This is a genomic window from Novosphingobium clariflavum (genome assembly GCF_026420865.1).
In the GTDB taxonomy this organism is placed as follows: Bacteria; Pseudomonadota; Alphaproteobacteria; order Sphingomonadales; family Sphingomonadaceae; genus Novosphingobium; species Novosphingobium clariflavum.
In genome coordinates, this window is record NZ_JAPCWC010000017.1 from 50,456 (window position 1) to 75,201 (window position 24,746).

Consider the following 24,746-nt stretch of genomic DNA (forward strand, 5'->3'; position numbering starts at 1 on the left):
TGTTAGTCGTTCCGGGCTGACTCTGGAAGCGCTGCGAGCGCAGCCTTCCATGGCAACGTCACCGCCCCGTGACGGGCCGGATAGTCGCGCGCGGCGGCGATCTGCGATAGTCCCGGCCAATCCGGGAACGAGCCCTGCCCGCCGAGCCAGCTTGCGATCGCTTCGCTCGCCTCGGCAATATCGGCCCGGCCGCGTCCTTGTACGCCATCGGCAAATATCGCCGCTGCCGCCTGCCCGATGGCGCAGGCATGGCTGCGAATCCCGATGCGCTCCACCCGCCCGCGTGCATCAAGGGCAAGGCCGAGCGTGATGGTGCTGCCGCAGCTTGGCGAGCGCGCCTCGGCCTGGAAGGGCAGGCCATCATCCCAGCCATGTGCAGCAAGCCTGACGGCCAGCCCCAGCACTTCGGGGGTGTAGAGGACGGTTGCGGACACCGGACTATGCCGCTCCGCTGCTCAGGACTGGCCGTCGGCGTCTTCGCGGGTTTCAGCCGCACGCGCCTCCCGGCGGCGTTCGCCCAGCATCTTCACCAGCGCTTCGCTGCTGGCATTGATGAACGAATAAGTCCGCGCCTGCCGGATCCAGTCGGGCCGGCCTTCCGCGCCCCAGATCGTGTCGTAGCCGAGCACAAGCACCGAAAAACCCAGCACCGCGATCAGAACGCCCTTTACGGCGCCGAAGCCGAAACCCAGCACCCGGTCGATCGGCCCAAGCAACGAGGCGCGACTAGCCCGCCCGGCCCAGCCTGCCACCAGCTTCACGGCCGCGAAGGGCACGATCAGGAGGATCGCGAAGGCCAGCACGGGCGTTGCCGAACCGGAGCCGGTATGCGGCTCCAGCCAGTGCGCCAGCGGCGTGTGCATCGTTCGTATGGCGATAACCGCAAAGACCCAGGCACCGAGCGCCAGGATTTCCTGCACAAAACCGCGCATGAACCCCATGGCCGCACCAAGGCCGACGATGACGAGAACTGCAATATCGAAACCGGTCATGCGGCAGGCTCTAGGCATCTCCCAGAATACGGTCAACGAGGTTGGGCAGCATCGACATTCCGGTGAACTCCAGCCCCTTCTCGGGCTTGGTCGTCGCAACGGGGCCATAAGCGCGGCCGAAGCCCAGTTTCGCCGATTCGCGCTGCCTGATCGACGAATGGGCGACAGGGCGAATCTCGCCGGCAAGCGAGACTTCGCCGAACCAGACGGTGTTCTTGGGCAAAGGACGATCCCCCAATGCCGACACCAGCGCCGCCGCGACCGCAAGATCGGCGGCCGGGTCGGCGAGGCGATAACCGCCCGCCACGTTCAGATAGACTTCCGCGCTGGAGAAATTGAGCCCGCAGCGCGCTTCCAGCACGGCCAGCAACATGGCCATGCGGCCCGAATCCCAACCGACGACCGCGCGGCGCGGGGTTGCGCCGCTCTGCAACCGCACGATCAGCGCCTGGATCTCGATCAGCACCGGGCGGGTGCCTTCCATCGCCGCAAAGACCGCACTGCCCGCCATCGCCTCCTCGCGCCCCGACAGGAACAGCATCGAGGGATTGCCGACTTCGGCAAGGCCCGCCCCCTCCATCGCAAAGACGCCGATCTCATCGACCGGACCGAAACGGTTCTTGAGGCTGCGCAGGATACGGTACTGGTGGCTACGCTCGCCCTCGAAGCTCATCACCACGTCCACCATGTGCTCCAGCACACGAGGCCCTGCGATATTTCCGTCCTTGGTCACGTGGCCGACAAGGATCAGTGTGACGTCGTTTTCCTTGGCATAACGGATCAGTTCGAAGGCACAGCCACGCACCTGGCTGACGGTGCCCGGTGCGCCTTCGATGGTGTCCGAATGCATGGTCTGGATCGAATCGATCACCAGCAGCGTCGGCGCATCCATCATGCCCAGCGTCGTCAGGATATCGCGAACCGAGGTTGCCGAGGCGAGCTGGATCGGCGCTTTCGACAGGCCGAGACGCTCAGCCCGCAGGCGCACCTGCCCTGCCGCTTCCTCGCCGCTGACATAGACGGCGGAACTGCCCGAATTGGCGATATGCGCGGCAGCCTGAAGCAGCAGCGTCGACTTGCCGATGCCGGGATCGCCGCCCAGCAGGATCGCCGAGCCCGGGACGAGACCGCCACCCAGGGCGCGGTCGAACTCGGCCAGGCCGCTGGCGCGGCGCTTGGGAACCTCGCCCGGCGCATCGAGCGGCGTGAAGCGGATCGGACGGCCGCCGGAAGACAGATCGTGCTTGGTCGAAAACACCGTCTGCGGCGCTTCCTCGCTCAGCGTGTTCCACTCCCCGCAATCGGCGCATTGACCCTGCCAGCGGGTTGTAACCCCTCCGCAGGACGAACAGACATATCGACGTTTGGGCTTTGCCATGGCGCATCGATTATCTGGAACGGAATGAGAACGCAATTGCCTTTCGCCGCGTCTCGTACCAAGCTAAGCCCATGCACCAGAAGGAACTGCGGATCGCGCTCGTCTGCTACGGCGGTGTCAGCCTTGCCGTCTACATGCACGGCGTCACCAAGGAACTGTGGAAGACGCTTCAGGCCAGCCGTACGTTCTGGGCTGGCGACAGCGCGCCCGGGGGCACCACGGCGGTCTACCTCAAGCTGCTGCGCCGCCTGGAGCAGGCCGGGAACCTGCGCCTGCGGGTACTGTGCGACATTGTCGCCGGTGCCAGCGCAGGCGGGATCAATTCGATCTTCCTGGCACAGGCGATCCATTCCGGCCAGTCGCTGGAGCCGCTGACCCAGCTCTGGCTGGAGGTAGCCGACGTCGACGAACTGCTCGATCCTGAGGCCCGGCCCTGGTCTGCGCACACCAAGTTCTGGGCGCAGCCGCTGGTGTCCTATCTGCTCAGGCGCCCAGGCAATGCCGTCAGCGCCAGCGTGGCCCCGGAAACGCGCCAGGAAGTCCGCGAGAAGCTGTCACGCCTGATCCGCTCGCGCTGGTTCGAGCCGCCCTTCAGCGGCATCGGCTTCTCCCGGTTGTTGTACCGCGCACTGTCATCGATGGCGGAAACGAGCGGCCCCGGCCTGTTGCCGCAGCGCCACCCCATCGACCTTTTCGTGACGGCGACCGACTTCAAGGGACACCTGGAAACCCTGCGCCTGCATTCACCCGAACTGGTCCTCGAAAGCGAGCACCGGCTGACCTTCGGGTTCCGTGCCCGCAGCGGAGCGGCCGAACTGGCGGCGCTCCCCGAACTGGTCATGGCGGCGCGTTCCACCGCCAGCTTTCCCGGCGCATTCCCGCCGCTCCAACTCGAGGAGATAGACCTCCTCGTTTCGGAAAACGCCATCGAGTGGCCGGGGCGCGACGCGTTCCTGAAGCGGATCATGCCCGAGCACGTGGCCCGCGGCGATCTCGATTCGGTCTCGCTGATCGATGGGTCGGTGCTGGTGAACGCCCCGTTTGCCGACGCCATGCGGGTGCTTCGCAGCCGTCCCGCGACGCGGGAGATCGATCGGCGTTTCGTCTATATCGATCCGGCCCCCGATCGCGTCGGCGCCGATCTCAGGCGCGACAAGCGCCCGCCGGGCTTCTTCACGACCATCTTCGGCTCGCTCTCCTCGATCCCGCGCGAGCAGCCGATCCGCGACAACCTCGAAGCGCTGGAAGAGGAGTCGCGCGAGATGGCGACCTTGCGCGCCATCGTGCTGGCCCTGCGCCCGGAAATCGAGGAGACGGTCAGCAGTCTGTTCGGCCATACCCTGTTCCTCGACCGCCCCAATCCCAAACGCCTCGCCGCATGGCGCGCCCGCGCGCAGCAAGCGGCGTTCGATCAGGCCGGGTTTGCCTATCACGGCTATGTGCAGGTGAAGTTCACCGGCGTTGTCACGATGCTGGCAAGGCTTGTCCACGAAGCCGCGCCGAGCCTTGGCGTCAGCTCCGCGGCACCGATCATGGAGCGCCTCTACAGCCACCTTTCCGATCACGGCATCGACCGCATGCAGCCCCTGCGCGGCGGAACTTCGCCGGGAATGGCGGCGTTTTTTCGCCTTCATGACATCACTTTCCGCATCCGCCGCCTGCGCCTGCTGGCGCGGCGCGTGACGCAGGAGTGGCGCCTCGACGGCGATGTCGACGAAAGCCAGCGCGACGCCGCGCGCGAAGCGATCTACGGCGCGCTTGCACTCTACATCGAGGCGGAGGCGGTCTCGTTCCTCGGGCCGGACTTCACCGAACTGGCGCAAGGCGTCTTCGAAGATCCCGGCGCCCTGCTCGATCACATCGCCAACCGGCGCGGCTTGCTGCAGATTGACACGCAGGTCGACCAGATCCTTGCCGAGATGCTCTCGTCGATGCCGAGCGGGCTGCGCAAACGACTGCTGCTCGCCTACCTCGGTTACCCCTTCTACGACACGGTGACGCTACCCCTGCTGCGCGGCGAAGGCCTGGACGAATTCGACCCCATTCGGGTCGACCGGATCTCGCCCGAAGATTGCCATGCGATCCGGCAGGGACCGATGCTGCGCGGAAGCGAATTCTACAACTTCGGCGCCTTCTTCAGCCGCGCCTACCGCGAGAACGACTATCTGTGGGGCCGGCTGCACGGGGCCGAGCGCATGATCGAACTGATCGCCTCCGCCCTGGAAGGCGAACATGCGCTGGACGAGCGGGAACTGGACCAGTTCCGCAAGGCGGCGTTTCTCGCCGTGCTGGATGAGGAGCAGGGGCGGCTCAACGCCGATCCCGGCCTTGTCGGAAGCCTTCGCAGCGAAGTCCTGCGGCGCGTCTGAAGCCCAAAAACAATCACTCCGCCCTCGCTTGCGCGCGGGCGGAGTGATCTGAATTCCAGCTCGGAAACCTTACAGGGTTACTCGGTCAGGTCGTTCCATGCTTCCTTGATGCGATCGAAGAAGCCCTTGGAACCGGGGCATTCCTCGCCAGTCTCGGTCGACTGGAGTTCGCGCAGGATTTCCTTCTGGCGCGCGGAGAGCTTGGTCGGCGTCTCCACGGTGATCTCGATGACGAGATCGCCCCGCCCGCGCCCTTGCAGCACGGGCATGCCCGCACCGCGCTTGCGCAGTTGCTTGCCTGACTGGATCCCCGCGGGAATGTCCAGCGAGATCGTCTCGCCGTCGATGCCCGGGATTTCGATCGAGCCGCCCAGCGCCGCGGTGGTGAAGGTGATCGGAACCTGGGTCAGCAGCGAGGTGCCGTCCCGTTCGAACACCTTGTGGCGCTTGACGTGGAGGAAGATATAGAGGTCGCCCGGAGGCGCTCCGAACGGCCCGGCCTCACCCTTGCCGGCAAGGCGGATGCGCGTGCCCGAATCCACGCCCGGCGGGATTTCCACTTCCAGCGTCTGCGGACGATCCACCCGGCCCTCGCCGCCGCAGGCGCGGCACGGCTTCTCGATGACCTCACCCCGGCCGTGACAGGTCGGGCAGGTGCGTTCCACCACGAAGAAGCCCTGCTGCGCGCGCACCTTGCCGTGGCCGGCGCACATGTTGCAGGTGCGCTTGCCCGTACCGGGTTCGGCGCCGGTGCCCTTGCAGGGCTCGCATCCCTGCGAGACCTCGATGGTGATCTCGGTCGACTTGCCGTGGAACGCCTCGTCGAGGCTGACCTCCATGTCGTAGCGCAAGTCGGCACCGCGGCGCGCCTGCTGGCGACCGCCACCGCCGCCACCGAAGGCGCTGCCGAAGATGGATTCGAAGATGTCGCCGATGTCGCCGAACTCGGCGCCCATGCCGGGGCCGCCGCCACCGCCCATCCCTTGCTGGAACGCGGCATGGCCATAGCGATCGTAGGCCGCCCGCTTCTGCGGGTCCTTGAGGCAGTCATAGGCCTCGTTGATCTGCTTGAAGCGCGCTTCGGCTTCGTTATCGCCGGGGTTCTTGTCCGGGTGATAACGCATGGCAAGGCGGCGATAGGCCGACTTCAGCACCTTGTCGTCGGCGGTGCGCTCGCACTCGAGCAGTTCGTAATAGTCGATTTCGGTAGCTGACACGTCTCGTTATTCCCCGCGTGCAACCTGGCCGCCACCGTCGCCCCTGGCAACGATGACGGCCACGCTAGTCATGAGGACCGATCAGCCCTTGTTTTCGTCGACTTCCGAGAACTCGGCATCGACGACGTCGTCGTCACCGGCCGGAGCAGCGTCCGGCGAAGCGGCCGAGGCCTGCTCCTTCTCGTAGATGGCCTGGCCCATCTTCATGGCGACTTCGGTCAGCGCCTGCGCCTTGGCGGTGATGTCGGCGGGTTCACCGCCTTCGATCGCTGCCTTGGTTGCGGCGATGGCCGCCTCGACTTCCGACTTCAGGCCGGCGTCGATCTTGTCGCCATGCTCGGCGATCTGCTGCTCGGTCGCGTGGACGAGGCTGTCGGCGTTGTTCTTGGCCTCGGCGGCCTCACGACGCTTCTTGTCCTCTTCGGCGAACTTCTCGGCATCCTTGACCATCTGGTCGATGTCGGAATCCGACAGGCCACCCGACGCCTGGATGCGGATCTGCTGCTCCTTGCCGGTGCCCTTGTCCTTGGCCGAGACGTTGACAAGGCCGTTGGCATCGATGTCGAAGGTGACTTCGATCTGCGGCACGCCGCGACGTGCCGGCGGAATGCCGACGAGGTCGAACTGGCCAAGCAGTTTGTTGTCCTGCGCCATCTCGCGCTCGCCCTGGAACACGCGGATGGTCACCGCCTGCTGGTTGTCCTCGGCGGTCGAGTAGACCTGGCTCTTCTTGGTCGGGATCGTCGTGTTGCGGTCGATCATCTTGGTCATGATGCCGCCCAGCGTCTCGATGCCCAGCGACAGCGGGGTCACGTCGAGCAGCAGCACGTCCTTGACGTCGCCCTGGAGAACGCCGGCCTGGATCGCCGCGCCCATGGCGACGACTTCATCCGGGTTCACGCCGGTGTGGGGCTCCTTGCCGAAGAAGTCCTTCACCACGTCACGCACCTTGGGCATGCGGGTCATGCCGCCCACGAGCACGACGTCGTCGATTTCCTTGGCCGAGATGCCGGCATCGGCCAGCGCCTTGCGGCAGGGTTCGAGCGTACGCTGGATCAGGTCCGCAACCATCTTCTCGAGGTCCGAACGGGTGATCGTTTCCACGAGGTGCAGCGGGGTGGTGGCGCCGCCTTCCATGCGTGCGGTGATGAAGGGCAGGTTGACCTCGGTCGTCGCGGTGGACGAGAGTTCGATCTTCGCCTTCTCGGCCGCTTCCTTCAGGCGCTGCAGAGCGAGCTTGTCGGTCCGCAGGTCCATGCCTTCCTTGGCCTTGAACTTGTCGGCCAGCCATTCGACGACCTTGGTGTCGAAGTCTTCACCGCCGAGGAAGGTGTCGCCGTTGGTCGACTTCACTTCGAACACGCCGTCGCCGATCTCGAGGATCGAGACGTCGAAGGTACCGCCGCCAAGGTCGTAGACGGCGATGGTCTTGCCGTCCTGCTTGTCGAGGCCATAGGCGAGCGCGGCCGCGGTCGGCTCGTTGATGATGCGCAGCACTTCAAGACCGGCGATCTGGCCGGCGTCCTTGGTCGCCTGGCGCTGCGCGTCGTTGAAGTAGGCGGGCACGGTGATGACGGCCTGCGTCACGGTCTCGCCGAGGTACGATTCGGCGGTTTCCTTCATCTTCTGCAGCGTGAAGGCAGAGATCTGCGACGGGCTGTAGTCTTCGCCGCCGGCCTGGACCCAGGCGTCGCCGTTCTTGCCCTTGACGATGTGGTACGGAACCAGCTCGGTGTCCTTCTTGGTCACCGGGTCGTCGAAGCGGCGGCCGATGAGGCGCTTCACCGCGAAAATCGTGTTGTCGCCGTTGGTCACGGCCTGGCGCTTCGCAGGCTGCCCGATCAGGCGCTCACCATCCTTGGTGAAAGCGACGATCGAGGGCGTGGTGCGCGCACCTTCGGAATTCTCGATGACCTTCGGCTTGCCGCCGTCCATCACGGCGACGCAGCTGTTGGTGGTGCCGAGGTCGATACCAATTACTTTTGCCATTATCCCCATTCCTCACGTCAGTGGATGACACCGCGCGGATGGCCTCCCTCGAAAGAGGCAAGGCGGCTTGCACGGCTCGATGACGTTCAAAGTCGTCGATGCGCCATATAGGTGCGGTTTATCTTGGAACAAGAGCGTTGCGATGGCATTAGGCACGCGAAATTTTCATGGCCCGGCAAAACCATGTCGGACCAGCCAGAAGCTCGGATTTCGAGAAGGATACCTCCCCGTGGACAAAAGCCGCTCGCTCAGCCTCATCGCCGCCGCCCTGATCGTTTCGCTGTCAGGCTGCAAGCAGGAGGCACCGGCGACAACGGACAGCGCCAGCACCGCCGCTTCCGAAGCGGGCGCCGGAATTTCCGCGCGCGACGGCAAGCTGCTGCTGCCTGCCGTGGCCGGACGCCCGGGTGCGGCCTACTTCACGGTGCGCAACGACAGCGGCATCGCAGCCGCGCTCACCGGCGTCGCCATCGCCGGGGCCGGCAAGGCCCAGATGCACGAGACCAGCGGCGGCTCGATGAAGGCGGTCAATTCGCTGCCGATCGCGCCCGGCGCCGAGATCGAGTTTGCCCCGGGCGGGCTTCATGTCATGGTCTTCGACCTTTCCCCCACACTGAAGGCGGGTCAGTCGACCGACCTGACCCTGACTTTCGCCAACGGCGAAACGATCAAGATGCCGGTCATGATCGACAGCATCGGCGGCAACGGCGACGACATGGAAGGCATGGGGCCGATGCCCAACCCCAGCAGCCCCTCCACCAGCACCCCCAGCAACGCCGTCACTGGGGCAAGTGCGCACGATCATGGCAGCCAGGACCACGGCGGGCACGATGCCGCGAAGAGCGATGCCATGGCCTCGATGCCCGGGATGGATCACTGACCCCCGGGGGACCCGCCGCCGCCTGCCTGGTGGGCGGCGAACGGCCACTGACCCAGGGCGAATGCATACTCGTCGCGGACGTATTCGGCGCTGTCATCGACTGCGCCTCGGTGCGCATCCGGCGGCGGCGCTGGTTTCCGTTCCAGCCCGCCAATGTCGTGATGGCCCCGTGCGGCCACTTGCACTTCCATCCGCGCTCGCCGCTCTATCACGACGACTTTGCGTCGGCCTCGCCGCTGCTGCAAGGATTGTTCATCCACGAGATGGTGCACGTCTGGCAGGCCCAGACCAAGGGCCGCTGGTACCTGCCGCTGATGCGCCATCCGCTATGCCGATATGACTACACTCTGAAGCCGGGCTGGCCGCTCGGCCGCTACGGCATCGAGCAGCAGGCGGAAATTGTCCGCCACGCCTTTCTGCTCAAGCGCGGATGGCGCGTGCCCGGCGCCGTCTCGTTGGACAGCTACCGCGCGATCCTGCCGTTCTGATCGACCGTCAGCAGCGGCGATCCCAGTAGCGCCGACCATCGCGGTCGTAACGATAGCAGCCGTCCTTCTTCTTCTGGGTGGAGCCAACCGCAGCGCCTGCGGCGGCGCCGACCGCAGCGCCCGTGCCGACATCGCCTCCGGTCACCGCGCCGACACCAGCGCCCAGCGCGCCGCCCGCCAGCGCGCCCTCGCCAGCATAATTGCTCGCACAGCCCGCCATGGCGAGCGCGCTTGCAGCAAGGATGGGAATCGTGAACTTGCGCATGACATTTCTCCCGTTGTTCAGGTCACATGCCTGAGCAACGGGAGCCAATGCCATGAAGTTCCGGATCTTTCCGCGACACGCCCGCATCGAACGACAAGGCGTGTCGCCGAAAAAGAGCGTCAGTCCGGCTTCTTCGCCACGGCCACCATGGCCGGACGCAGCAGGCGGTCCTTGATCATGTAGCCCGACTGCAGTTCCTGCACGACGGTGCCCGGTTCGGCATCCGCCGAGGGCACTTCGATCATCGCCTGATGCTGGTTGGGATCAAGCGGCAGGCCCACGGCGGCCACGCGGGTGATGCCGTGGTTGCCGAAGACCTTCTCGATCTCGCGGCCCGTGGCCTCGATGCCGGCAACGATGCTCTTCAGCTTTTCGTCCTCGCGCAGGTCAGCGGGAATCGCCGAAAGCGCGCGCGAAAGATTGTCGGCCACCGAGAGGATGTCGCGGGCAAAGCCGGTCGCGGCATAGGCGCGGGTGTCGGCGATGTCCTTTTCGAGACGGCGACGCACGTTCTGCGTTTCGGCACGCGCATAGAGCGCTTCCTGCTTCGCCGTTTCCAGTTCCTCGCGCAGTTTGGCGAGTTCGGGGGATTCGATCATATCCTCGGGCACACCCTTCAGTTCTTCGGCCTTTGCCGCTTCATCTGCCGACTGCGTCTTATCTTCGGTCATTATTCTTAGGTTCCAGCTATCCGATGAGCTTGCCCAGGCTCTGGGCAGTGAAGTCCACCATGGGGACAACGCGCGCATAATTCAACCGCGTCGGACCGATAACCCCCACTACGCCGACCACCCGCCCGTCGCGGTCGCGATAGGGCGAGGCGATGACGGATGAGCCGGAGAGCGCAAACAGGCGGTTCTCCGAACCGATGAAGATGCGCGTCGATTCGGCCTCGCGGGCAAGATCGAGCAGGTCGGCGACCGACTGCTTGTTCTCGAGATCGTCGAGCAGCGAGCGGACCCGTTCGAGATCGGCAAGCGCGCTCTCGTCGAGCAGGTTGGCTTGCCCGCGCACGATCAGTACCGGGCGCGCGGCCGCATCCTCGCTCCAGACCGCAAGCCCCCGTTCCACCAGTTCGCGGCTGGCGGCATCGAGCGCGGACTTGCCGCTGACGATATCGCCGCGCATCGCGCGTGCAGCTTCGGCCAGCGTGCGCCCCGAAAGATGCGCAGAAATGTAGTTGGAAGCCTCTTCCAGCGCGCCGGGCGGCAGGATCGCGGGCAGTTCGACCACCCGGTTCTCCACCGCGCCATCCTCGCCGACCAGTACGGCGAGCGCCCTGCCCGGCCCCAGCGGCACCAGTTGCAGGTGCATGAGCCGGGGCTCGCGGCGCGGCACCATGACCACTCCCGCCCCCGATGTGAGGCTGGAAAGCAGCGAGCTTGTCGCCTCCAGCGCCGCCTCGATCGGTCCGGGCGCGGAAATACGGCTTTCGATGGCCAGCCGCTCTTCCACGGTCGGTTCGGCAACCTGCATGATGCCGTCCACGAACAGGCGCAGGCCGGCCTCGGTGGGCAGCCGCCCGGCACTGGTGTGCGGCGCCGCCAGCAGCCCCAGCGATTCGAGATCGGCAAGGACCGACCGGATCGAGGCCGAGGACAGGTTCATCCCGCCAGCCAGCGCCTTCGAGCCGACCGGAGTGCCGGTGGCCAGATATCCCTCCACCACCAGACGGAAGATGTCCCGCGCACGGGTGGTCAGTTCGGAGATCGGCGGGCCTGGCATCACACCGTCAATTTAGGCGATCGCGGAGCGGCCTCAAGCCAAATGCGAACAGGATTGTCCGATTGCCGCATTTTCATGCGCCGGAGGTGTTTCCCCTGCGTGCGAAAATGCTCTAGGGGGCGCCGGTAATCAACGACCAGACTTTGACCAGAGGAATTCCCATGCGACCTTCCGGCCGTACGCCCGACGAGATGCGCGCCATCGACATCCAGACCGGTTTCACCAAGCACGCCGAAGGTTCGGTGCTGATTTCCTTCGGTGATACGCGTGTGCTGGTCACCGCCTCGGTAGAGGAAAAGGTCCCGCCGTTCCTTCGCGGCAAGGGCGAAGGCTGGGTAACGGCTGAATACTCGATGCTGCCCCGCGCCACCCACACCCGCGGCAGCCGTGAAGCGGCCAAGGGCAAGCAGTCCGGCCGCACGCAGGAAATCCAGCGCCTGATCGGCCGCTCGCTGCGTACCGTGGTCGACATGAAGAAGCTCGGCGAGCGCCAGATCGTGCTCGACTGCGACGTGCTTCAGGCCGATGGCGGCACCCGCACCGCCTCGATCTCGGGCGCATGGGTTGCCCTGCGCCTTGCCGTCGACAAGCTGATGGCGGAAGGCAAGATCAAGGAAGACCCGATCACCGGCCGCGTCGCTGCGATCTCCTGCGGCATCTGCGAAGGCACCCCGGTGCTCGACCTCGACTATATCGAAGACAGCTCGGCCGATGCCGATGCCAACTTCGTGCTGATCGAAGGCGGCAAGATCGCCGAAGCGCAGGCCACTGCCGAAGGCGCGACCTACGACGAGGAAGGCCTGCTGCGCCTGCTGCGCCTCGCCCGTATCGGCTGCGAGCGCATCTTCGCCGAACAGGCCAAGGCGGTCGGCCGCTAAGGCCCTTTCGCAAGCCTCCCGGTGCCGTCCTCGCCATGGCGGGGGCGGCATGCTCCATTCGAAAAGCAACCGCATGACCCGCAAGCTTGGTAACACCCGCCTCGTCATCGCCACGCACAATGCGGGCAAGCTGAAGGAAATCTCGGCCCTGCTGGCCCCGTTCGGCATCGACTGCGTGTCGGCCGGCGAACTTGGCCTGCCCGAGCCCGAAGAGACCGGCACGACCTTTGTCGAGAACGCCCTGCTCAAGGCCCATGCCGCCGCCAGGGCCGCCAACCTGCCGGCCCTGGCCGACGACAGCGGCCTTTCGGTAGTCGCGCTGGACGGACGCCCCGGTGTCTACACGGCGGACTGGGCCGAGCGGCAATGGTTCGAGGGCGCCAAAGGCCGTGACTGGTTCATGGCGATGGGCAAGGTCGAAGGCCTGCTGTGCGAACAGGGCGAGGACGTGGACCGGTCCTGCTGGTTCTCCTGCGTCCTCGCCATCGCCTGGCCGGACGGCGAGGAAGCCGTCTACGAAGGCCGCGTCAACGGAGCATTCTCGTGGCCGCCGCGCGGCAAGATGGGCTTCGGCTACGACCCCGTCTTCGTGCCCCAGGGCCGCGACGTGACTTTCGCCCAGCTCGATCCCGAGGAAAAGCACAAGATCAGCCACCGCGCCGACGCCTTCGCCAAGCTGGTCGCGGAGCAGTTCGCAGGCTAATCTGCCCCATGGCCCGCGCACTCTACATTCACTGGCCGTTCTGCCTCGCAAAGTGCCCCTATTGCGACTTCAACAGCCATGTCCGCGAGCGGGTCGAGCATGATCGCTGGCAGGCCGGCCTGCTGGCGGACATGCGCCGCGAACACGAAGTGGCAGGCGGCGAACCGCTGTCGTCGATCTTTTTCGGCGGCGGCACGCCGTCGCTGATGCCCCCTGCCCTTGTCGCACGGCTGCTCGATGAAGCGCAGAAACTCTGGGGTTTCGCCGAGGACATCGAGATCACGCTGGAGGGCAATCCCTCTTCCGTGGAGGCGGCCAATTATGCCGCACTGGCCGACGCCGGCGTCAACCGCGTGTCGCTGGGCCTGCAGGCGCTCGACAACGAAACGCTGCGCTTCCTTGGCCGACTTCATGACGCTTCAGAGGGGTTGAAAGCGCTTGAGGTGGCACAGAAGCGGTTCTCACGCGTCAGTTTCGACCTGATCTACGCCCGCCCGGGCCAGAGCCTCGAGGCCTGGCAGCGCGAGCTGGCCCATGCCCTGTCCTACGGCACCGGACACCTCTCGCTCTACCAGCTGACCATCGAGCCGGGCACCAAGTTCGCCACCATGGTACGCCAGCACGAGTTCGCCCCGCTGGACGAGGATGCCTGCGCCGACATGTTCGCGCTCACCCGCGAAATGACCGCAGGCGCCGGCCTCCCGGCCTACGAAATCAGCAATCACGCCCGCCCCGGCGAGGAAAGTCGCCACAATCTCACCTACTGGCGCTATCAGGACTATTGCGGCATCGGCCCAGGGGCCCACGGCCGCCGCGGCGGCGTGGCGACAACGCGCCATCGCAAGCCGGAAAACTGGCTCGACGCCATCGACCGCAACGGCCATGGAATCAACGAAACACGCGAGCTCGGCCGCCGCGAGCAGGCCAGCGAGGCCATGCTGATGGGCCTGCGGCTTGGCGAAGGCGTCGATCTCGCGGCGCTGGCCGATCGCTTCGGCCTCACCCCAGACCAGCTCTGCGTCGGCGGCAAGGCGGCTTTCTATGAAACGCAAGGTCTGGTCTGGCGCCAGGGCAGCCGCCTTGGCGTGACCGATCAGGGCATGGCGCTGCTCGACGGGCTGCTGGCCGAGCTGGTCCCCGCCGATCTCGTCGAGACATGACCAAGGCGGACCTGCTCGAAGCCTGGGGCAATCACCTCACCCATGCCCGGCGGCGCAGTCCGCATACCAGCCGCGCCTATATCGCTGCCGCAGCTCGGCTGATCGACGGCCTTGGCGCAACCGACTGGGACGCGCTTGCCGCCCTCGATCCCGGATCGCTGCGCCAGCACCTTGCCGAGCGGCGCGAGGACGGCATCGGCAACGTCTCTGCCGCGCGTGAGCTTTCGGCGATCAAGAGCTTCCTTGCCTTTGCCCGGCAGCAGGCAGGCGTGCCGGAACGCGCCGGCCCGCGGGTGCGTGGGCCGCGCGTCAAGAAAGGCATTCCGCGCCCTGTCACGCCTGATGAAGCCGTGAACCTCGCCGCAACGGTGGAGCAAGACGCCCGCGAGGAATGGATCGGCGCGCGCGACCGGGCGGTGCTGCTCCTGCTCTACGGCGCGGGCATGCGTATCGCCGAAGCCCTGGCGCTGACCGGTGCGGTGCTGCCATTGGCCGAGACGATCACCGTCACCGGCAAGGGCAACAAGCAGCGGGTCGTGCCGCTGCTGCCGATCGTGCGGGACGCGGTCGCCGATTACATTCGCAAGTGCCCCTGGCCACTGGAGCGAGGCGGCGCGCTGTTCCGCGGCGCCAAGGGCGGAGCGCTTTCGCAGGGCATGGTGCAGAAGGCCATGGCGCGCGCGCGCATCGCGCTCGGCCTGCCGTCGACGGCGACCCCGCATGCGCTCAGGCACAGTTTTGCCACCCACCTCCTCGGCGCCGGGGCGGACCTGCGCAGCTTGCAGGAACTGCTTGGCCACGCCAGCCTCGGCTCGACGCAGATCTACACCAAAGTGGATGCGGCAACGTTGCTGGACGTCTACCGCCACGCGCACCCGCGTGAGCAGCCAGGTTCGCGCGAGCCGGAATAAGGCCCCGGGGAGCCGATCCGCTCCCCGGAACGTGGCCGGCCCAAGTCAGACCGCGCCTTCGTCGCCCGCCAGCAGGAAGCGCCAGATCGCGGCACCGATGGCCGCGCCGATCAGCGGTGCCACCCAGAAGGCCCAGAGCTGGGGAAGCGCCGCCGTCTCGGCGAACAGCGCCACGCCGGTCGAGCGCGCGGGGTTCACCGAAGTGTTGGTGACCGGGATCGACACCAGGTGGATCAGCGTCAGGCACAGGCCGATGGCGAGCGGGCCGAAACCGGCCGGCGCGCCCTTCGCGGTCGAGCCGAGAATCACCACGATGAACCCGGCGGTCAGGATCATTTCGATCAGCAGCGCCGCATGCAGCGAATAGCCGCCGGGAGAAAGTGCGCCATATCCGTTGGTGGCAAAGCCGCCGGGTTCCCAGCCCGCCTTGCCGGACGCGATGGCAAAGAGCGCCGCCGCCGCGACGATCGCGCCGATCACTTGGGCGATCCAGTAGGGGAGGAGGTCCTTCCAGTCGAGCCGGCCGCCCACCGCCATGCCCAGCGACACCGCCGGATTGAAATGCCCGCCGGAAATCGAGCCCACCGCATAGGCCATGGTCACGACCGTGAGGCCAAAGGCCAGCGCCACGCCGGCAAAGCCGATACCCAGTTCAGGAAAACCCGCTGCAAGAACGGCTGCACCGCAGCCTCCGAAAACAAGCCAGAACGTACCGAAAAATTCAGCGGCCAATCGCTTGGACATGACGTCTGCTCCCCTGTGGTTGCGGGGTAAGACTACGTCACTATGCGTAGACTGAATAGGCGAGATTTATTCTAAGGCGATAGCGTTGCTCGATTTTCTGGATCGAAGTAAATCTAGCGCGTCGACTTCCACGTGAGCACGCGCCAGAAGTACCAGGCCATCGTGATTGCTGCGAGTGCGAGGGTTGCCCAGCCGATCCACTGCCCCGCTTCGGTGAAGCGGTGCCCCAGCCACTGCCCGCCCATCAGCAAAAGCGTGTTCCACACCGCTGCCCCCGCTGCCGTATAGAGCAGGAACGGCACGTGCCGCATGTGCGAAAGCCCCGCCGGAACCGAGATCAGCGTCCGGAACATCGGCATGAAGCGCATGACGAACACGATCCAGTGGCCATGGCGGCGGAAAAACCGCCCGGCCCGCTCGACATCGTGCCACTCCATCGTCAGCCAGCGCCCCCAGCGGTCCACCAAGGGCTCCATGCGCTCGTAGCCGAGGCGATCGGCAATCAGGAACAGGATGTAGTTGCCCAGCGTGCAGCCCGCGGTGCCCGCCAGCAGCACCGGCGCAAAGCTCATCGTGCCCCGCGCCAGGGCGACCCCGGCCACACCCATGATGAGCTCGGACGGGATCGGCGGCACCAGGTTTTCCAGCACCATCAGCAATGCGATGCCCCAGTAGCCGCCGCCCTCGATCAGGCGGATGACCCAATCATCCATGTCGGAAATTCCAAGGAATTACACGGCAAGCCGCCGTTACAGGGCGGCGTGGCGCACCGCGATGGCATCCCAGATCATCGCGCAGGTATCGGTGCCGTTGAAACGGTCGATGGCGACGATGCCGGTGGGCGAAGTCACATTGATTTCCGTCAGCCATTTTCCGCCAATCACGTCGATGCCGACGAAAACCAGCCCGCGCGCCTTCAGTTCCGGCCCCATCGCCGCGCAGATCGCCAATTCGGTCGAAGTGAGTTCGGTCGCCTCGGCAGAACCGCCGACGGCGAGATTCGAGCGGAACTCGCCCGCGCCCGGCTTGCGGTTGATCGCCCCCGCCACCACGCCGTCGACCAGCACGATGCGCTTGTCGCCCTCGGCCACGTCGGGAAGGAACGGCTGGACCATGAACGGTTCGATCCAGGCGTTCTGGAACATCTCGACCAGCGCGCCGAGATTGCTGCCGTCGGCAGGCACGCGGAACACCGCCTTGCCGCCGTTGCCGTGCAACGGCTTGACGACCAGATCGCCGCCGAGGCCGGCAGCCACCTGCCGTTCCTGGAAGGCGCGCACGTCCTCGATCCGGCGGGCGATCAGCGTGGGCGGCATGAAGCGGGCGAAATCGAGCACGAAGACCTTTTCCGGCGCATTGCGCACCGAGGCGGGATCGTTGGCGACCAGCGTCTGCCCGGCAAGCCGTTCCAGCAAGTGAGTCGCGGTGATGTAGCCAAGGTCGAACGGCGGATCCTGCCGCATCAGCACCACGTCGACATCGGCGACAAGGTCGATCAGCCGGTACTCGCCGCGGGTGAAGTGCGCGCCCTCGACGCGCTGCACCGTCACCGGCGCGCCCCAGCAGGTAAGCCTCCCGGCCGCGCCGTAGGACGCGTCGTAGGCCAGCGTGCGGACGTCATAATGGAACAGCGTGTAGCCGCGCGCCTGTGCGGCAAGCATGAGGGCGAAGGACGAATCGCCCGCGATGTTGATCGTCTCGAGCGGGTCCATCTGGACGGCGATGCGCAGGGTCATGAATCACTGTTCCTTGGGGGGATTGCGGAACTGCCGGTTAATCGGAATCGGCGGCCTGCGCGACTAGTTTCGCATCCGTCGCGGGAAAGCCCCCGCGAGAACCCGAAACAGGACGGTCTTCATGCAAAATTCCCCCTTGATGCAAGGCAACCCGTTCAAACTGGCCGTAGTTCTTGCGGCAGGGGCGACGATGCTGGTTTTCGGCAGCGTGGTCGCCGCCGCCAACCCGGAGCCGCATCCCGCCGGCCATCCCACTGACCACCCGACCTCGCACCCCACCACGCATCCGGGCGAGCACCCCACCCCGGCGCCCAGCGAACACCCCAAGCCGCACGGCTGAGCCTGGGCGGCCTGACCAGACCCCCCGCTGTCATCCGCCGGGCTGCCAGGCATTGGTGATCCGGCGGGGCCAGCACCCCGGCGCCAGCAACAGGACATCAATCCTGAGGTTGTCGCCGGGTTTCTGGTATCGCGCCGCCAGCACTTGCGCCGCCGCCGCCACCCGGCGCAGGCGGTAGGCGTCGATCGCATGACCCAGATCCTCGGCCCGCGAACGCCACTTCACTTCCACGAAGCAGAGTGTCCGCCCGCGCCGGATCACCAGGTCGACCTCGCCCCGCACTGTTTTTGCGCGCCGTGCCAGAACCCGCCAGCCGCTTAGCCGCAAGTACCACAAGGCAAGCGTCTCGCCCCGCCGCCCCTGGCGCTCCGCATGGGCGCGCCGATCGCTCACTTCAGTTCGAGCGCCCGCGCATAGAGCATCTTGCGATCGAGCCCGGTCGCCTTGGCCACGCTGGCCGCGGCCTGCGAGGGCTTGGCCTGCTCCAGCGCGCTGCGCAGCAGGGCATCCACATCGACCTCGCCCAGCGGTTCGTCTCCCGGCGGCGCCACCAGCAGCACGATCTCGCCCTTGGGCGGATGCGCGGCGTAATGCGCGATCAGGTCCTGCGGGGTGCCGCTGCGGCATTCCTCGAACTTCTTCGTCAGTTCGCGCGCCACGGCCACTTCGCGCCCCGGCAGCACCGAATCGATGGCGAGCAGCGAATCCTCCAGCCTCGGCGCGGTCTCGTAGAAGATCAGCGTCGCGGGAACCTCGGCCAGATCCGCCAGCACACCCTCGCGTGCCCTCGCCTTGTTGGGGAGGAACCCGGCAAACAGGAAGCGGTCGTTGGGCAGGCCCGAGAGCGTCATCGCCATGACCGCGGCATTGGCTCCGGGCAGGCTGGTGACGGCGATCCCGCGCTCCCGCGCGGTGCGCACGAGGCGGTATCCGGGGTCCGAAATCAGCGGGGTTCCGGCATCGCTGACCAATGCCACCGGCTCGCTCTCCATCAGCGCCAGCAGGCGCTCGCGGTCCCCCTTGCCGGCATGATCGTCGTAGCGAATCATCCGCTGCTTGATGCCGAGATGATGCAGGAGCTTGCCGGTCACCCGGGTATCCTCGCAGGCAACCGCGCTGACGCCCCGCAGCGTCTCGACGGCCCGCAAGGTTATGTCCCCGAGGTTGCCAATCGGGGTTGCGACTATGTAGAGGCCCGGTGAAAGACTGTTTTCCATCATCGGCCTAATGGCCCAAGGACCACGGGAGCGGCAAGCAATGTTCGACACGACCCTCATCGGGCGTACCCATCGGCGCAACTTCCTCGCCGGAGCCGCCATGGCCCTGCTCGCCGGCTGCGCGGTCGTTCCCAAGGCCCCTGCCCCAGGACCGGCGCCGACGCCGACGCCGAGCGAGAACAATGTCGTCGCCTCCGACACCGACCGCCACCGCATCGCGCTGCTGGTTCCGGTCACCGGCCCGAACGCGGGCGTGGGGCAGTCGCTGGCCAATGCCGCGAACATGGCGCTGCTCGATACCGGCGCCAAGAACCTGCGCATCACCACGTACGACACCGGCGCCAATCCTGGCGAGGCCGCACGCAAGGCGGTGGCGGACGGCAACAAGCTGATCCTCGGCCCGCTGCTGGCCGACGACATCGCTTCGGTCCGTGCCGTCGCCAAGCCTGCCAGGGTGCCGCTCATCTCGTTCTCGAACGACGAGGAAGCGGCCGGAGCCGACGTGTTCGTGATCGGCAATCTGCCCGGCCAGTCGGTCGCGCGCACCGTGGCCTATGCCCGCCAGCAGGGCGTCTCGAGCTTCGCCGCCCTCGTCCCGCGCGGCGACTACGGCCAGCGCGTCAGTGCTTCGCTGCTTTCGACCGTGCGCGCCGGCGGCGGCACCGTGCTGGCCATGGAGCCCTATGACCGCACCGCCGCCTCGATCAGCGCAGCAGCCACCCGCATCAAGGCCAAGGGCGGCTTCGGCGCCCTGCTGATCGCCGACAGCGGCAGCCTTTCGGCCCGTGCGGCGACGGCCTATCGCGCCGGTGGCGGCACCACTTCGGTCCGCCTGCTCGGCACCGAGCTGTGGAGCGGCGAAAAGGAGCTGGCGGCCTCGCCGTCGCTGAACGGCGCCTGGTTCTCCACCGTTTCGGATGCGCGCTTCGGCCAGTTCTCCAAGAGCTATCGCGCCCGCTTCGGCGTGCAGCCCTTCCGCATCGCCACGCTCGGCTACGACGCGGTTCTGCTCACCTTGCGCGTCGCGCGTGACTGGAAGCAGGGCGCCGCCTTCCCGACGGCGGCGATGTTCGCGCAGGACGGCTTCCTCGGTGTCGACGGCGCTTTCCGCTTCAACCGTAGCGGCCTGATAGAGCGCGCGCTGGAAGTGCGCACCGTCTCTGCCGGCGCGGTGAAAGTGATCGACGCCGCGCCGACCGGCTTCGCCACCGGCAAATAACGGGACGCAAAGGGGCGTCCGCAGCGGCGCCCCACCCCTTTTGTTCTCTTTTTCTTCCACTTTTCCCCAATCGCTGCGAAAAATCGGACGCATGCGCTTGATCGCGGATTTTCCGCCTGCCTATAGTCGCACCCATGTCCGACGACCTCTTCGAAAAGCTCCCCTCCGCGGGCGGTGAAACCTACGACGGTTCGGCCATCGAAGTGCTGGAGGGGCTTGAGCCCGTCCGCCGCCGTCCGGGCATGTACATCGGCGGCACGGACGAGCGCGCGCTGCACCACCTCGCCGCCGAAGTGCTCGACAACGCGATGGACGAAGCCGTCGCGGGCCACGCCAACCGCATCGAGGTGACGCTGGAAGAGGAACCGGGCACCGCCGGACGCCTTACCATCACCGACAACGGGCGCGGCATCCCGGTTGACGAGCATCCCAAGTATCCGGGCAAGTCGGCGCTCGAGGTGATCCTTTCCACCCTGCACTCGGGCGGCAAGTTCTCCGGCAAGGCCTATGCCACCTCGGGCGGCCTGCACGGTGTCGGCATCTCGGTGGTCAACGCGCTGTCCGTGAAGACCCGCGTCGAGGTTGCCCGCAACAAGGAACTCTTCGCGCAGGAGTTCTCTCGCGGGGTGACGCTCGGCCCGCTCCAGAAAGTCGGCGCGGCGCCCAACCGCCGGGGCACCGCCGTCACTTTCACCCCCGATACCGAGATCTTCGGCGACCAGAAGTTCAAGCCCGCGCGCCTGTTCAAGCTGGTGCGCTCGAAAGCCTACCTCTTCGCCGGCGTCGAGATCCGCTGGAAGTGCGCACCCGCGCTCGCGGTGGACGGCATTCCCGCTGAGGCGACCTTCCAGTTCCCCGGCGGCCTGGCCGACCACCTTGCCGAACAGATCGGCAGCCGCGAATGCGTGACCACGCAGTTCTTCTCCGGCAGCCAGGAATTCCCGCGCGGCGAGGACGGCTCCGAACAGGGCCGCGTCGAATGGGCAATCGCCTGGCCGCTCTACTCGGACGGCTCCTATTCCTGGTACTGCAACACCATTCCCACGCCCGACGGCGGCACCCACGAACAGGGCCTGCGCGGTGCGCTGACCAAGGGCATCCGCGCTTTTGCCGAGCTTGTCGGGCAGGCCAAGAAGGCCAAGGACATCACCCCGGACGACATGGTGACCGGCAGCGAAGTCATGCTCTCGGTCTTCATCCGCGACCCGCAGTTCCAGAGCCAGACCAAGGACCGCCTGACCAGTCCGGAAGCCGCGCGCATGGTGGAAGCGGCCGTGCGCGATCACTTCGACCACTTCCTGACCGACAACATGGAGCGCGGCAAGGCGCTGCTGGGCGCGGTCATGGAGCGCATGGACGAGCGCCTGCGCCGCAAGGCGGAGCGCGAGGTCAAGCGCAAGACCGCCACCAACGCCAAGAAACTGCGCCTGCCCGGCAAGCTTACCGATTGCTCGGGCGAAACGGACGCCGAGACCGAACTCTTCATCGTCGAGGGCGATTCGGCGGGCGGTTCGGCCAAGCAGGCGCGTGACCGCAAGACACAGGCGATCCTGCCGATCCGCGGCAAGATCCTCAACGTCGCCAGCGCCACGGCCGACAAGATCCGCGCCAACCAGGAAATCGCCGACCTCGGCCTCGCGCTGGGCTGCGGTACCCGCAAGGACTGCAACGCCGACGACCTGCGCTATGACCGCGTGGTCATCATGACCGATGCCGACGTCGACGGCGCGCATATCGCCACGCTGCTGATGACGTTCTTCTTCCAGGAAATGCCGGAAATCGTACGGCGCGGGCACCTCTACCTTGCCCAGCCGCCGCTCTACCGCCTGACCTCAGGCTCGACATCCGCCTATGCCCGCGACGACGAGCACCGCGCCGAACTGGAACAGACGATGTTCAAGGGCAAGAAGGTCGAAGTCGGCCGCTTCAAGGGTCTGGGCGAGATGAACCCCCAGCAACTGCGCGAGACGACGATGGCCCCGGCCAGTCGCTCGCTGATCCGCATTACCCTGCCGCCCGAATACGAAGGCCGCGCGGCGGTTAAGGACCTTGTCGACCGCCTGATGGGTCGCAACCCCGAACACCGCTTCCAGTTCATCCAGAACCGCGCGGGCGAGATCGATCCGGAACTGATCGACGCCTGAGGCGCCGATCAGTCCGATGTGATACCTGTACGCCTTACTGGGCGCCGGAAGACGCTACGGGCGTAGCCGCCACCGGGATCGGCGCGGGAGCGGAAGTCGCAGCGAAAGTCACATCCTCGTCGAGGAAGCCCTTGACCGGGGAGCCCGTCGCGATGAACGCGCTGGTGCCGGTGGTCAGGAACCCGGCGATCGGCACGAAGGCGATGGCCGCAACAACGCCGCCCGTGCCGGTGACACCCTTGTCGTCAAACGTGCCGGTCACGCGGATATTGCGATCGCCGAGACGGATCGACACAACACGCGCGCCGATATAGCCCGACTTGCCCCACATCCCCTTGTTGCGCACTTCGGTGATCTCGCCGATTGCGGGCGTGCCTGCCGGGATCACGACCATGCCATTGCGTTCGATGTTGGCGGCAACTTCCATCTGGAAGCGCTGGCCGACCTTCAGCTTCTTGCCCTTGGTCGTCAGTTCCTCACGCGTGAGGAGCGGAACCTCAAGGCCTGCGCGCAGAATGTTGTCCTGCGGCTGCGCGACCGGCACGGCAACCTGCTTTTCGGCCGGAGCCACCGCCGGTGCCACCGCCGGCGTCACGGCTGCACCCTGTTGCTGTGCCTGACCCGCAGCAGCAACCGACACCAGCAGGCAGAAGCCCGCAGCATACTTCAATTTCATGCTAATTTCCCCCGTGAGGCAAGAAAACCTCAAGGGCGGGATTAGAATTCCCCGGCAACCGCTGTCAAACCCCAATACGCTGTTCGAAAAGTTAAAATCATGACAGCAACGGTTACTCGCGGGTTTGGAACCGGCTTGAAAACTGCCCATGGAGCGCGGTTTGACCGCCCCCTGGACTAGGGCGCGTGGACAAATTCGAGCGGCCGTTTACGCCCCATTCTGGACTTCACACTACCTGAGTTAGGTCTGTGCCGCAGCGAGGACAATGTTGTGGTGGGAGAGAGCGAACGAACGGTTTGCCGAAAGTCGCGATGCGCCACCTACATGTCGGGCACCGAGCGAAAAAGCGCGCATAGATGCTCGACACCACGCAAAGAGCGAACGTTCCCAGCAACAAAGGCTGGCCGATTCGATCACTGAAACTGCCAACTAAGATGGTCAGGGGGACGAAAAGTATCCAACCGAAGGTGGCGATGTAGAAACGGGTCAATGGGCTCATGTCGCGGTCATACGGGCAAAATGCTCTGGCCCACAAACACCACTTCCCACCCTAAGCAGACATCTCCACCCGCTCAGCCTGAGCTTGTCGAAGGCCCCGAAGCGGGGCGCTGAGCCCCCATGCTTCGACAAGCTCAGCATGAGCGGGGTGGTTGGGGCAGCGTCCACTTCCGCTTCCCACCCAACTCGGTCGCTCCGCTCCCCGCTGAATTTGTCCACGCCGCCTAGGTTGACCGGGCAGCGGCGGTCTCGACCAGTTCCTAGCGCATCCGCTTAAGAAACAGCCCGCTCTCGCGCTTCTCCGTGGCGAAGTTGGGCAGCGTTTGCACCAGTTCCGAGAGCCGCGAGAACCCGTAGCTGCGCGCATCGAAGCTCGATCGGTTGGCCACCCGCTGGCCGACTTCGGACAGGCTGGCAAACCCGCCCTCGTCACGCTTGCTGGCCTTCCACGCCTCGCCGATCAGTTTCACGAGATCGGCATCGAGGGGCGGCAGGGCCGAAGGCGGCGCCGCGCTGTCGTCGGCATCCGCGCCGGGCAGCGTATCGAGGTCGATGAAGCGCGTGCAGGCCTCGCGGAACGCCTCGGGCGTGCGGCTTGTGCCGAAACCGTAGACCGGCGTGCCGTTCTGGCGGATCCGGATGGCAAGCGGCATGAAATCGCTGTCGCTGGTCATCAGGCCGAAACCGTCGATGTGGCCGCCGTAAAGCAGGTCCATCGCATCGATGGTCATCTTCATGTCGGTGGCGTTCTTGCCCTTGGTCACGTCGAACTGCTGCTGCGGCTCCAGCGCATGGCGCAGCACCAGCTTCGACCAGCCTTTCAGCGAGACCTTGCTCCAGTTGCCGTAGACCCGCCGGACATTGACCGAACCCAGATCGCCGAGAATGGTCAGCGCCGCTTCCAGATTGGCGGGCGAGGCATTGTCGGCATCGATCAACAGCGCGATGTTGCGCGCGGCGCGCGGCTTGGCTGCTGGCACTTCAGGCTCCTTCCGGTTGGGGCTGTTCCTCGCAATGCGCGGCGGGGCGCAAGGTTGCCCGGCGCCAGACTATGGCAAAAAAGGCCAGCAACACCAGCGGCATGATCGGAGCAGACAGGTTCAATGCCAGGGGCCTGGCAAAGGCCGTGGCCACGAAGGCGAGCAGCAGGACCAGCTTTTCGTAAGGCAGGAACCCGCGCCGCAGCCCCTCTCCCGTGAGCCAGAGCATCGGGAAGG

At 66.1% G+C, this 24,746-nt stretch carries 25 protein-coding genes and 1 pseudogene; 10 read left to right on the forward strand and 16 right to left on the reverse strand.

Going from position 1 to position 24,746, the window contains the following annotated elements; genetic code table 11:
- Positions 1-2: 2 nt before the first annotated feature.
- Genes OKA11_RS17690 through radA form a run of 3 tightly spaced genes read right to left on the reverse strand, consistent with a single transcriptional unit; the run spans position 3 to position 2,370 of the window.
- Positions 3-434: an iron-sulfur cluster assembly scaffold protein gene (locus OKA11_RS17690; RefSeq protein ID WP_267222729.1), complete on the reverse strand. Its 432-nt coding sequence runs from the start codon at positions 432-434 to the stop codon at positions 3-5.
- 21 nt (positions 435-455) lie between these two features.
- The gene (locus OKA11_RS17695; RefSeq protein WP_267222731.1) at positions 456-992 is read right to left on the reverse strand and encodes a CvpA family protein; all 537 of its coding nucleotides are present in this window, start codon (positions 990-992) and stop codon (positions 456-458) included.
- 10 nt (positions 993-1,002) lie between these two features.
- On the reverse strand, positions 1,003-2,370 hold the full coding sequence (radA, locus tag OKA11_RS17700) for a DNA repair protein RadA (protein ID WP_267222734.1): 1,368 nt from the start codon (positions 2,368-2,370) through the stop codon (positions 1,003-1,005).
- Positions 2,371-2,441: 71 nt separating this feature from the next.
- Between radA and OKA11_RS17705 the strand changes: the two genes are divergently transcribed.
- Complete coding sequence (locus OKA11_RS17705) at positions 2,442-4,739, forward strand: patatin-like protein (RefSeq protein WP_267222736.1); 2,298 nt, start codon at positions 2,442-2,444, stop codon at positions 4,737-4,739.
- 77 nt (positions 4,740-4,816) lie between these two features.
- Here the strand turns inward: OKA11_RS17705 and dnaJ are convergent, their stop codons facing one another.
- Positions 4,817-5,956, reverse strand: coding sequence for a molecular chaperone DnaJ (gene dnaJ / locus OKA11_RS17710; RefSeq protein WP_142633602.1), 1,140 nt, complete (start codon positions 5,954-5,956; stop codon positions 4,817-4,819).
- An 81-nt stretch (positions 5,957-6,037) separates the two neighbouring features.
- Complete coding sequence (dnaK, locus tag OKA11_RS17715; protein WP_142633600.1) at positions 6,038-7,945, reverse strand: molecular chaperone DnaK; 1,908 nt, start codon at positions 7,943-7,945, stop codon at positions 6,038-6,040.
- 229 nt (positions 7,946-8,174) lie between these two features.
- Between dnaK and OKA11_RS17720 the strand changes: the two genes are divergently transcribed.
- Both OKA11_RS17720 and OKA11_RS17725 read left to right on the forward strand, forming a co-directional pair.
- Positions 8,175-8,825, forward strand: coding sequence for a copper chaperone PCu(A)C (locus OKA11_RS17720; protein WP_267222740.1), 651 nt, complete (start codon positions 8,175-8,177; stop codon positions 8,823-8,825).
- 29 nt (positions 8,826-8,854) lie between these two features.
- The gene (locus tag OKA11_RS17725) at positions 8,855-9,313 is read left to right on the forward strand and encodes a vgr related protein (protein WP_267222742.1); all 459 of its coding nucleotides are present in this window, start codon (positions 8,855-8,857) and stop codon (positions 9,311-9,313) included.
- 7 nt (positions 9,314-9,320) lie between these two features.
- Here OKA11_RS17725 and OKA11_RS17730 read toward each other — a convergent pair whose 3' ends face one another.
- The 3 genes from OKA11_RS17730 to hrcA form a co-directional block, all read right to left on the reverse strand.
- Complete coding sequence (locus tag OKA11_RS17730; protein ID WP_267222744.1) at positions 9,321-9,578, reverse strand: glycine zipper domain-containing protein; 258 nt, start codon at positions 9,576-9,578, stop codon at positions 9,321-9,323.
- A gap of 119 nt (positions 9,579-9,697) precedes the next feature.
- A complete protein-coding gene (gene grpE, locus OKA11_RS17735; protein WP_267222746.1) occupies positions 9,698-10,249 on the reverse strand; it encodes a nucleotide exchange factor GrpE in 552 nt (183 codons plus the stop codon).
- A gap of 16 nt (positions 10,250-10,265) precedes the next feature.
- Positions 10,266-11,303 (reverse strand): heat-inducible transcriptional repressor HrcA, encoded by a 1,038-nt coding sequence (gene hrcA, locus OKA11_RS17740; protein ID WP_267222748.1) that lies wholly within the window; start codon positions 11,301-11,303, stop codon positions 10,266-10,268.
- 161 nt (positions 11,304-11,464) lie between these two features.
- Between hrcA and rph the strand changes: the two genes are divergently transcribed.
- From rph to OKA11_RS17760, 4 genes are all read left to right on the forward strand, one after another.
- Positions 11,465-12,181: a ribonuclease PH gene (gene rph / locus OKA11_RS17745; protein WP_267222750.1), complete on the forward strand. Its 717-nt coding sequence runs from the start codon at positions 11,465-11,467 to the stop codon at positions 12,179-12,181.
- A gap of 73 nt (positions 12,182-12,254) precedes the next feature.
- Positions 12,255-12,884: an RdgB/HAM1 family non-canonical purine NTP pyrophosphatase gene (rdgB, locus tag OKA11_RS17750; RefSeq protein WP_267222752.1), complete on the forward strand. Its 630-nt coding sequence runs from the start codon at positions 12,255-12,257 to the stop codon at positions 12,882-12,884.
- 8 nt (positions 12,885-12,892) lie between these two features.
- Positions 12,893-14,044, forward strand: coding sequence for a radical SAM family heme chaperone HemW (gene hemW / locus OKA11_RS17755; RefSeq protein WP_267222753.1), 1,152 nt, complete (start codon positions 12,893-12,895; stop codon positions 14,042-14,044).
- Complete coding sequence (locus OKA11_RS17760) at positions 14,041-14,955, forward strand: tyrosine recombinase XerC (RefSeq protein ID WP_267222754.1); 915 nt, start codon at positions 14,041-14,043, stop codon at positions 14,953-14,955. The genes hemW and OKA11_RS17760 overlap by 4 nt, the downstream gene beginning before the upstream one ends.
- 45 nt (positions 14,956-15,000) lie before the next feature.
- Here OKA11_RS17760 and aqpZ read toward each other — a convergent pair whose 3' ends face one another.
- The 3 genes from aqpZ to gshB form a co-directional block, all read right to left on the reverse strand.
- Positions 15,001-15,699, reverse strand: a complete 699-nt coding sequence (gene aqpZ / locus OKA11_RS17765) for an aquaporin Z (RefSeq protein WP_267222755.1) — start codon at positions 15,697-15,699, stop codon at positions 15,001-15,003.
- A gap of 113 nt (positions 15,700-15,812) precedes the next feature.
- A complete protein-coding gene (locus OKA11_RS17770; protein WP_142633568.1) occupies positions 15,813-16,412 on the reverse strand; it encodes a DedA family protein in 600 nt (199 codons plus the stop codon).
- Positions 16,413-16,448: 36 nt separating this feature from the next.
- Positions 16,449-17,435, reverse strand: coding sequence for a glutathione synthase (gshB, locus tag OKA11_RS17775; RefSeq protein ID WP_267222756.1), 987 nt, complete (start codon positions 17,433-17,435; stop codon positions 16,449-16,451).
- A 121-nt stretch (positions 17,436-17,556) separates the two neighbouring features.
- Between gshB and OKA11_RS17780 the strand changes: the two genes are divergently transcribed.
- On the forward strand, positions 17,557-17,775 hold the full coding sequence (locus tag OKA11_RS17780; RefSeq protein WP_267222757.1) for a hypothetical protein: 219 nt from the start codon (positions 17,557-17,559) through the stop codon (positions 17,773-17,775).
- 30 nt (positions 17,776-17,805) lie between these two features.
- Here OKA11_RS17780 and OKA11_RS17785 read toward each other — a convergent pair whose 3' ends face one another.
- Together OKA11_RS17785 and rsmI are read right to left on the reverse strand one after the other, a co-directional pair.
- The gene (locus tag OKA11_RS17785) at positions 17,806-18,168 is read right to left on the reverse strand and encodes a YraN family protein (protein ID WP_267222758.1); all 363 of its coding nucleotides are present in this window, start codon (positions 18,166-18,168) and stop codon (positions 17,806-17,808) included.
- Positions 18,165-18,992, reverse strand: coding sequence for a 16S rRNA (cytidine(1402)-2'-O)-methyltransferase (gene rsmI / locus OKA11_RS17790; protein ID WP_267222767.1), 828 nt, complete (start codon positions 18,990-18,992; stop codon positions 18,165-18,167). The genes OKA11_RS17785 and rsmI overlap by 4 nt, the downstream gene beginning before the upstream one ends.
- A 40-nt stretch (positions 18,993-19,032) precedes the next feature.
- Between rsmI and OKA11_RS17795 the strand changes: the two genes are divergently transcribed.
- Both OKA11_RS17795 and parE read left to right on the forward strand, forming a co-directional pair.
- Positions 19,033-20,211, forward strand: coding sequence for a penicillin-binding protein activator (locus OKA11_RS17795; protein ID WP_267222759.1), 1,179 nt, complete (start codon positions 19,033-19,035; stop codon positions 20,209-20,211).
- 134 nt (positions 20,212-20,345) lie between these two features.
- Entirely contained in the window at positions 20,346-22,355 is a 2,010-nt protein-coding gene (parE, locus tag OKA11_RS17800; protein ID WP_267222760.1) for a DNA topoisomerase IV subunit B, read from the forward strand.
- 34 nt (positions 22,356-22,389) lie between these two features.
- Here parE and OKA11_RS17805 read toward each other — a convergent pair whose 3' ends face one another.
- The 3 genes and pseudogenes from OKA11_RS17805 to OKA11_RS17815 form a co-directional block, all read right to left on the reverse strand.
- Complete coding sequence (locus OKA11_RS17805) at positions 22,390-23,031, reverse strand: hypothetical protein (protein ID WP_267222761.1); 642 nt, start codon at positions 23,029-23,031, stop codon at positions 22,390-22,392.
- A 758-nt stretch (positions 23,032-23,789) separates the two neighbouring features.
- Positions 23,790-24,509, reverse strand: a complete 720-nt coding sequence (locus OKA11_RS17810; protein ID WP_267222763.1) for an NYN domain-containing protein — start codon at positions 24,507-24,509, stop codon at positions 23,790-23,792.
- Position 24,510: 1 nt separating this feature from the next.
- Positions 24,511-24,746, reverse strand: a pseudogene (locus OKA11_RS17815) (hypothetical protein); the annotation flags it as partial.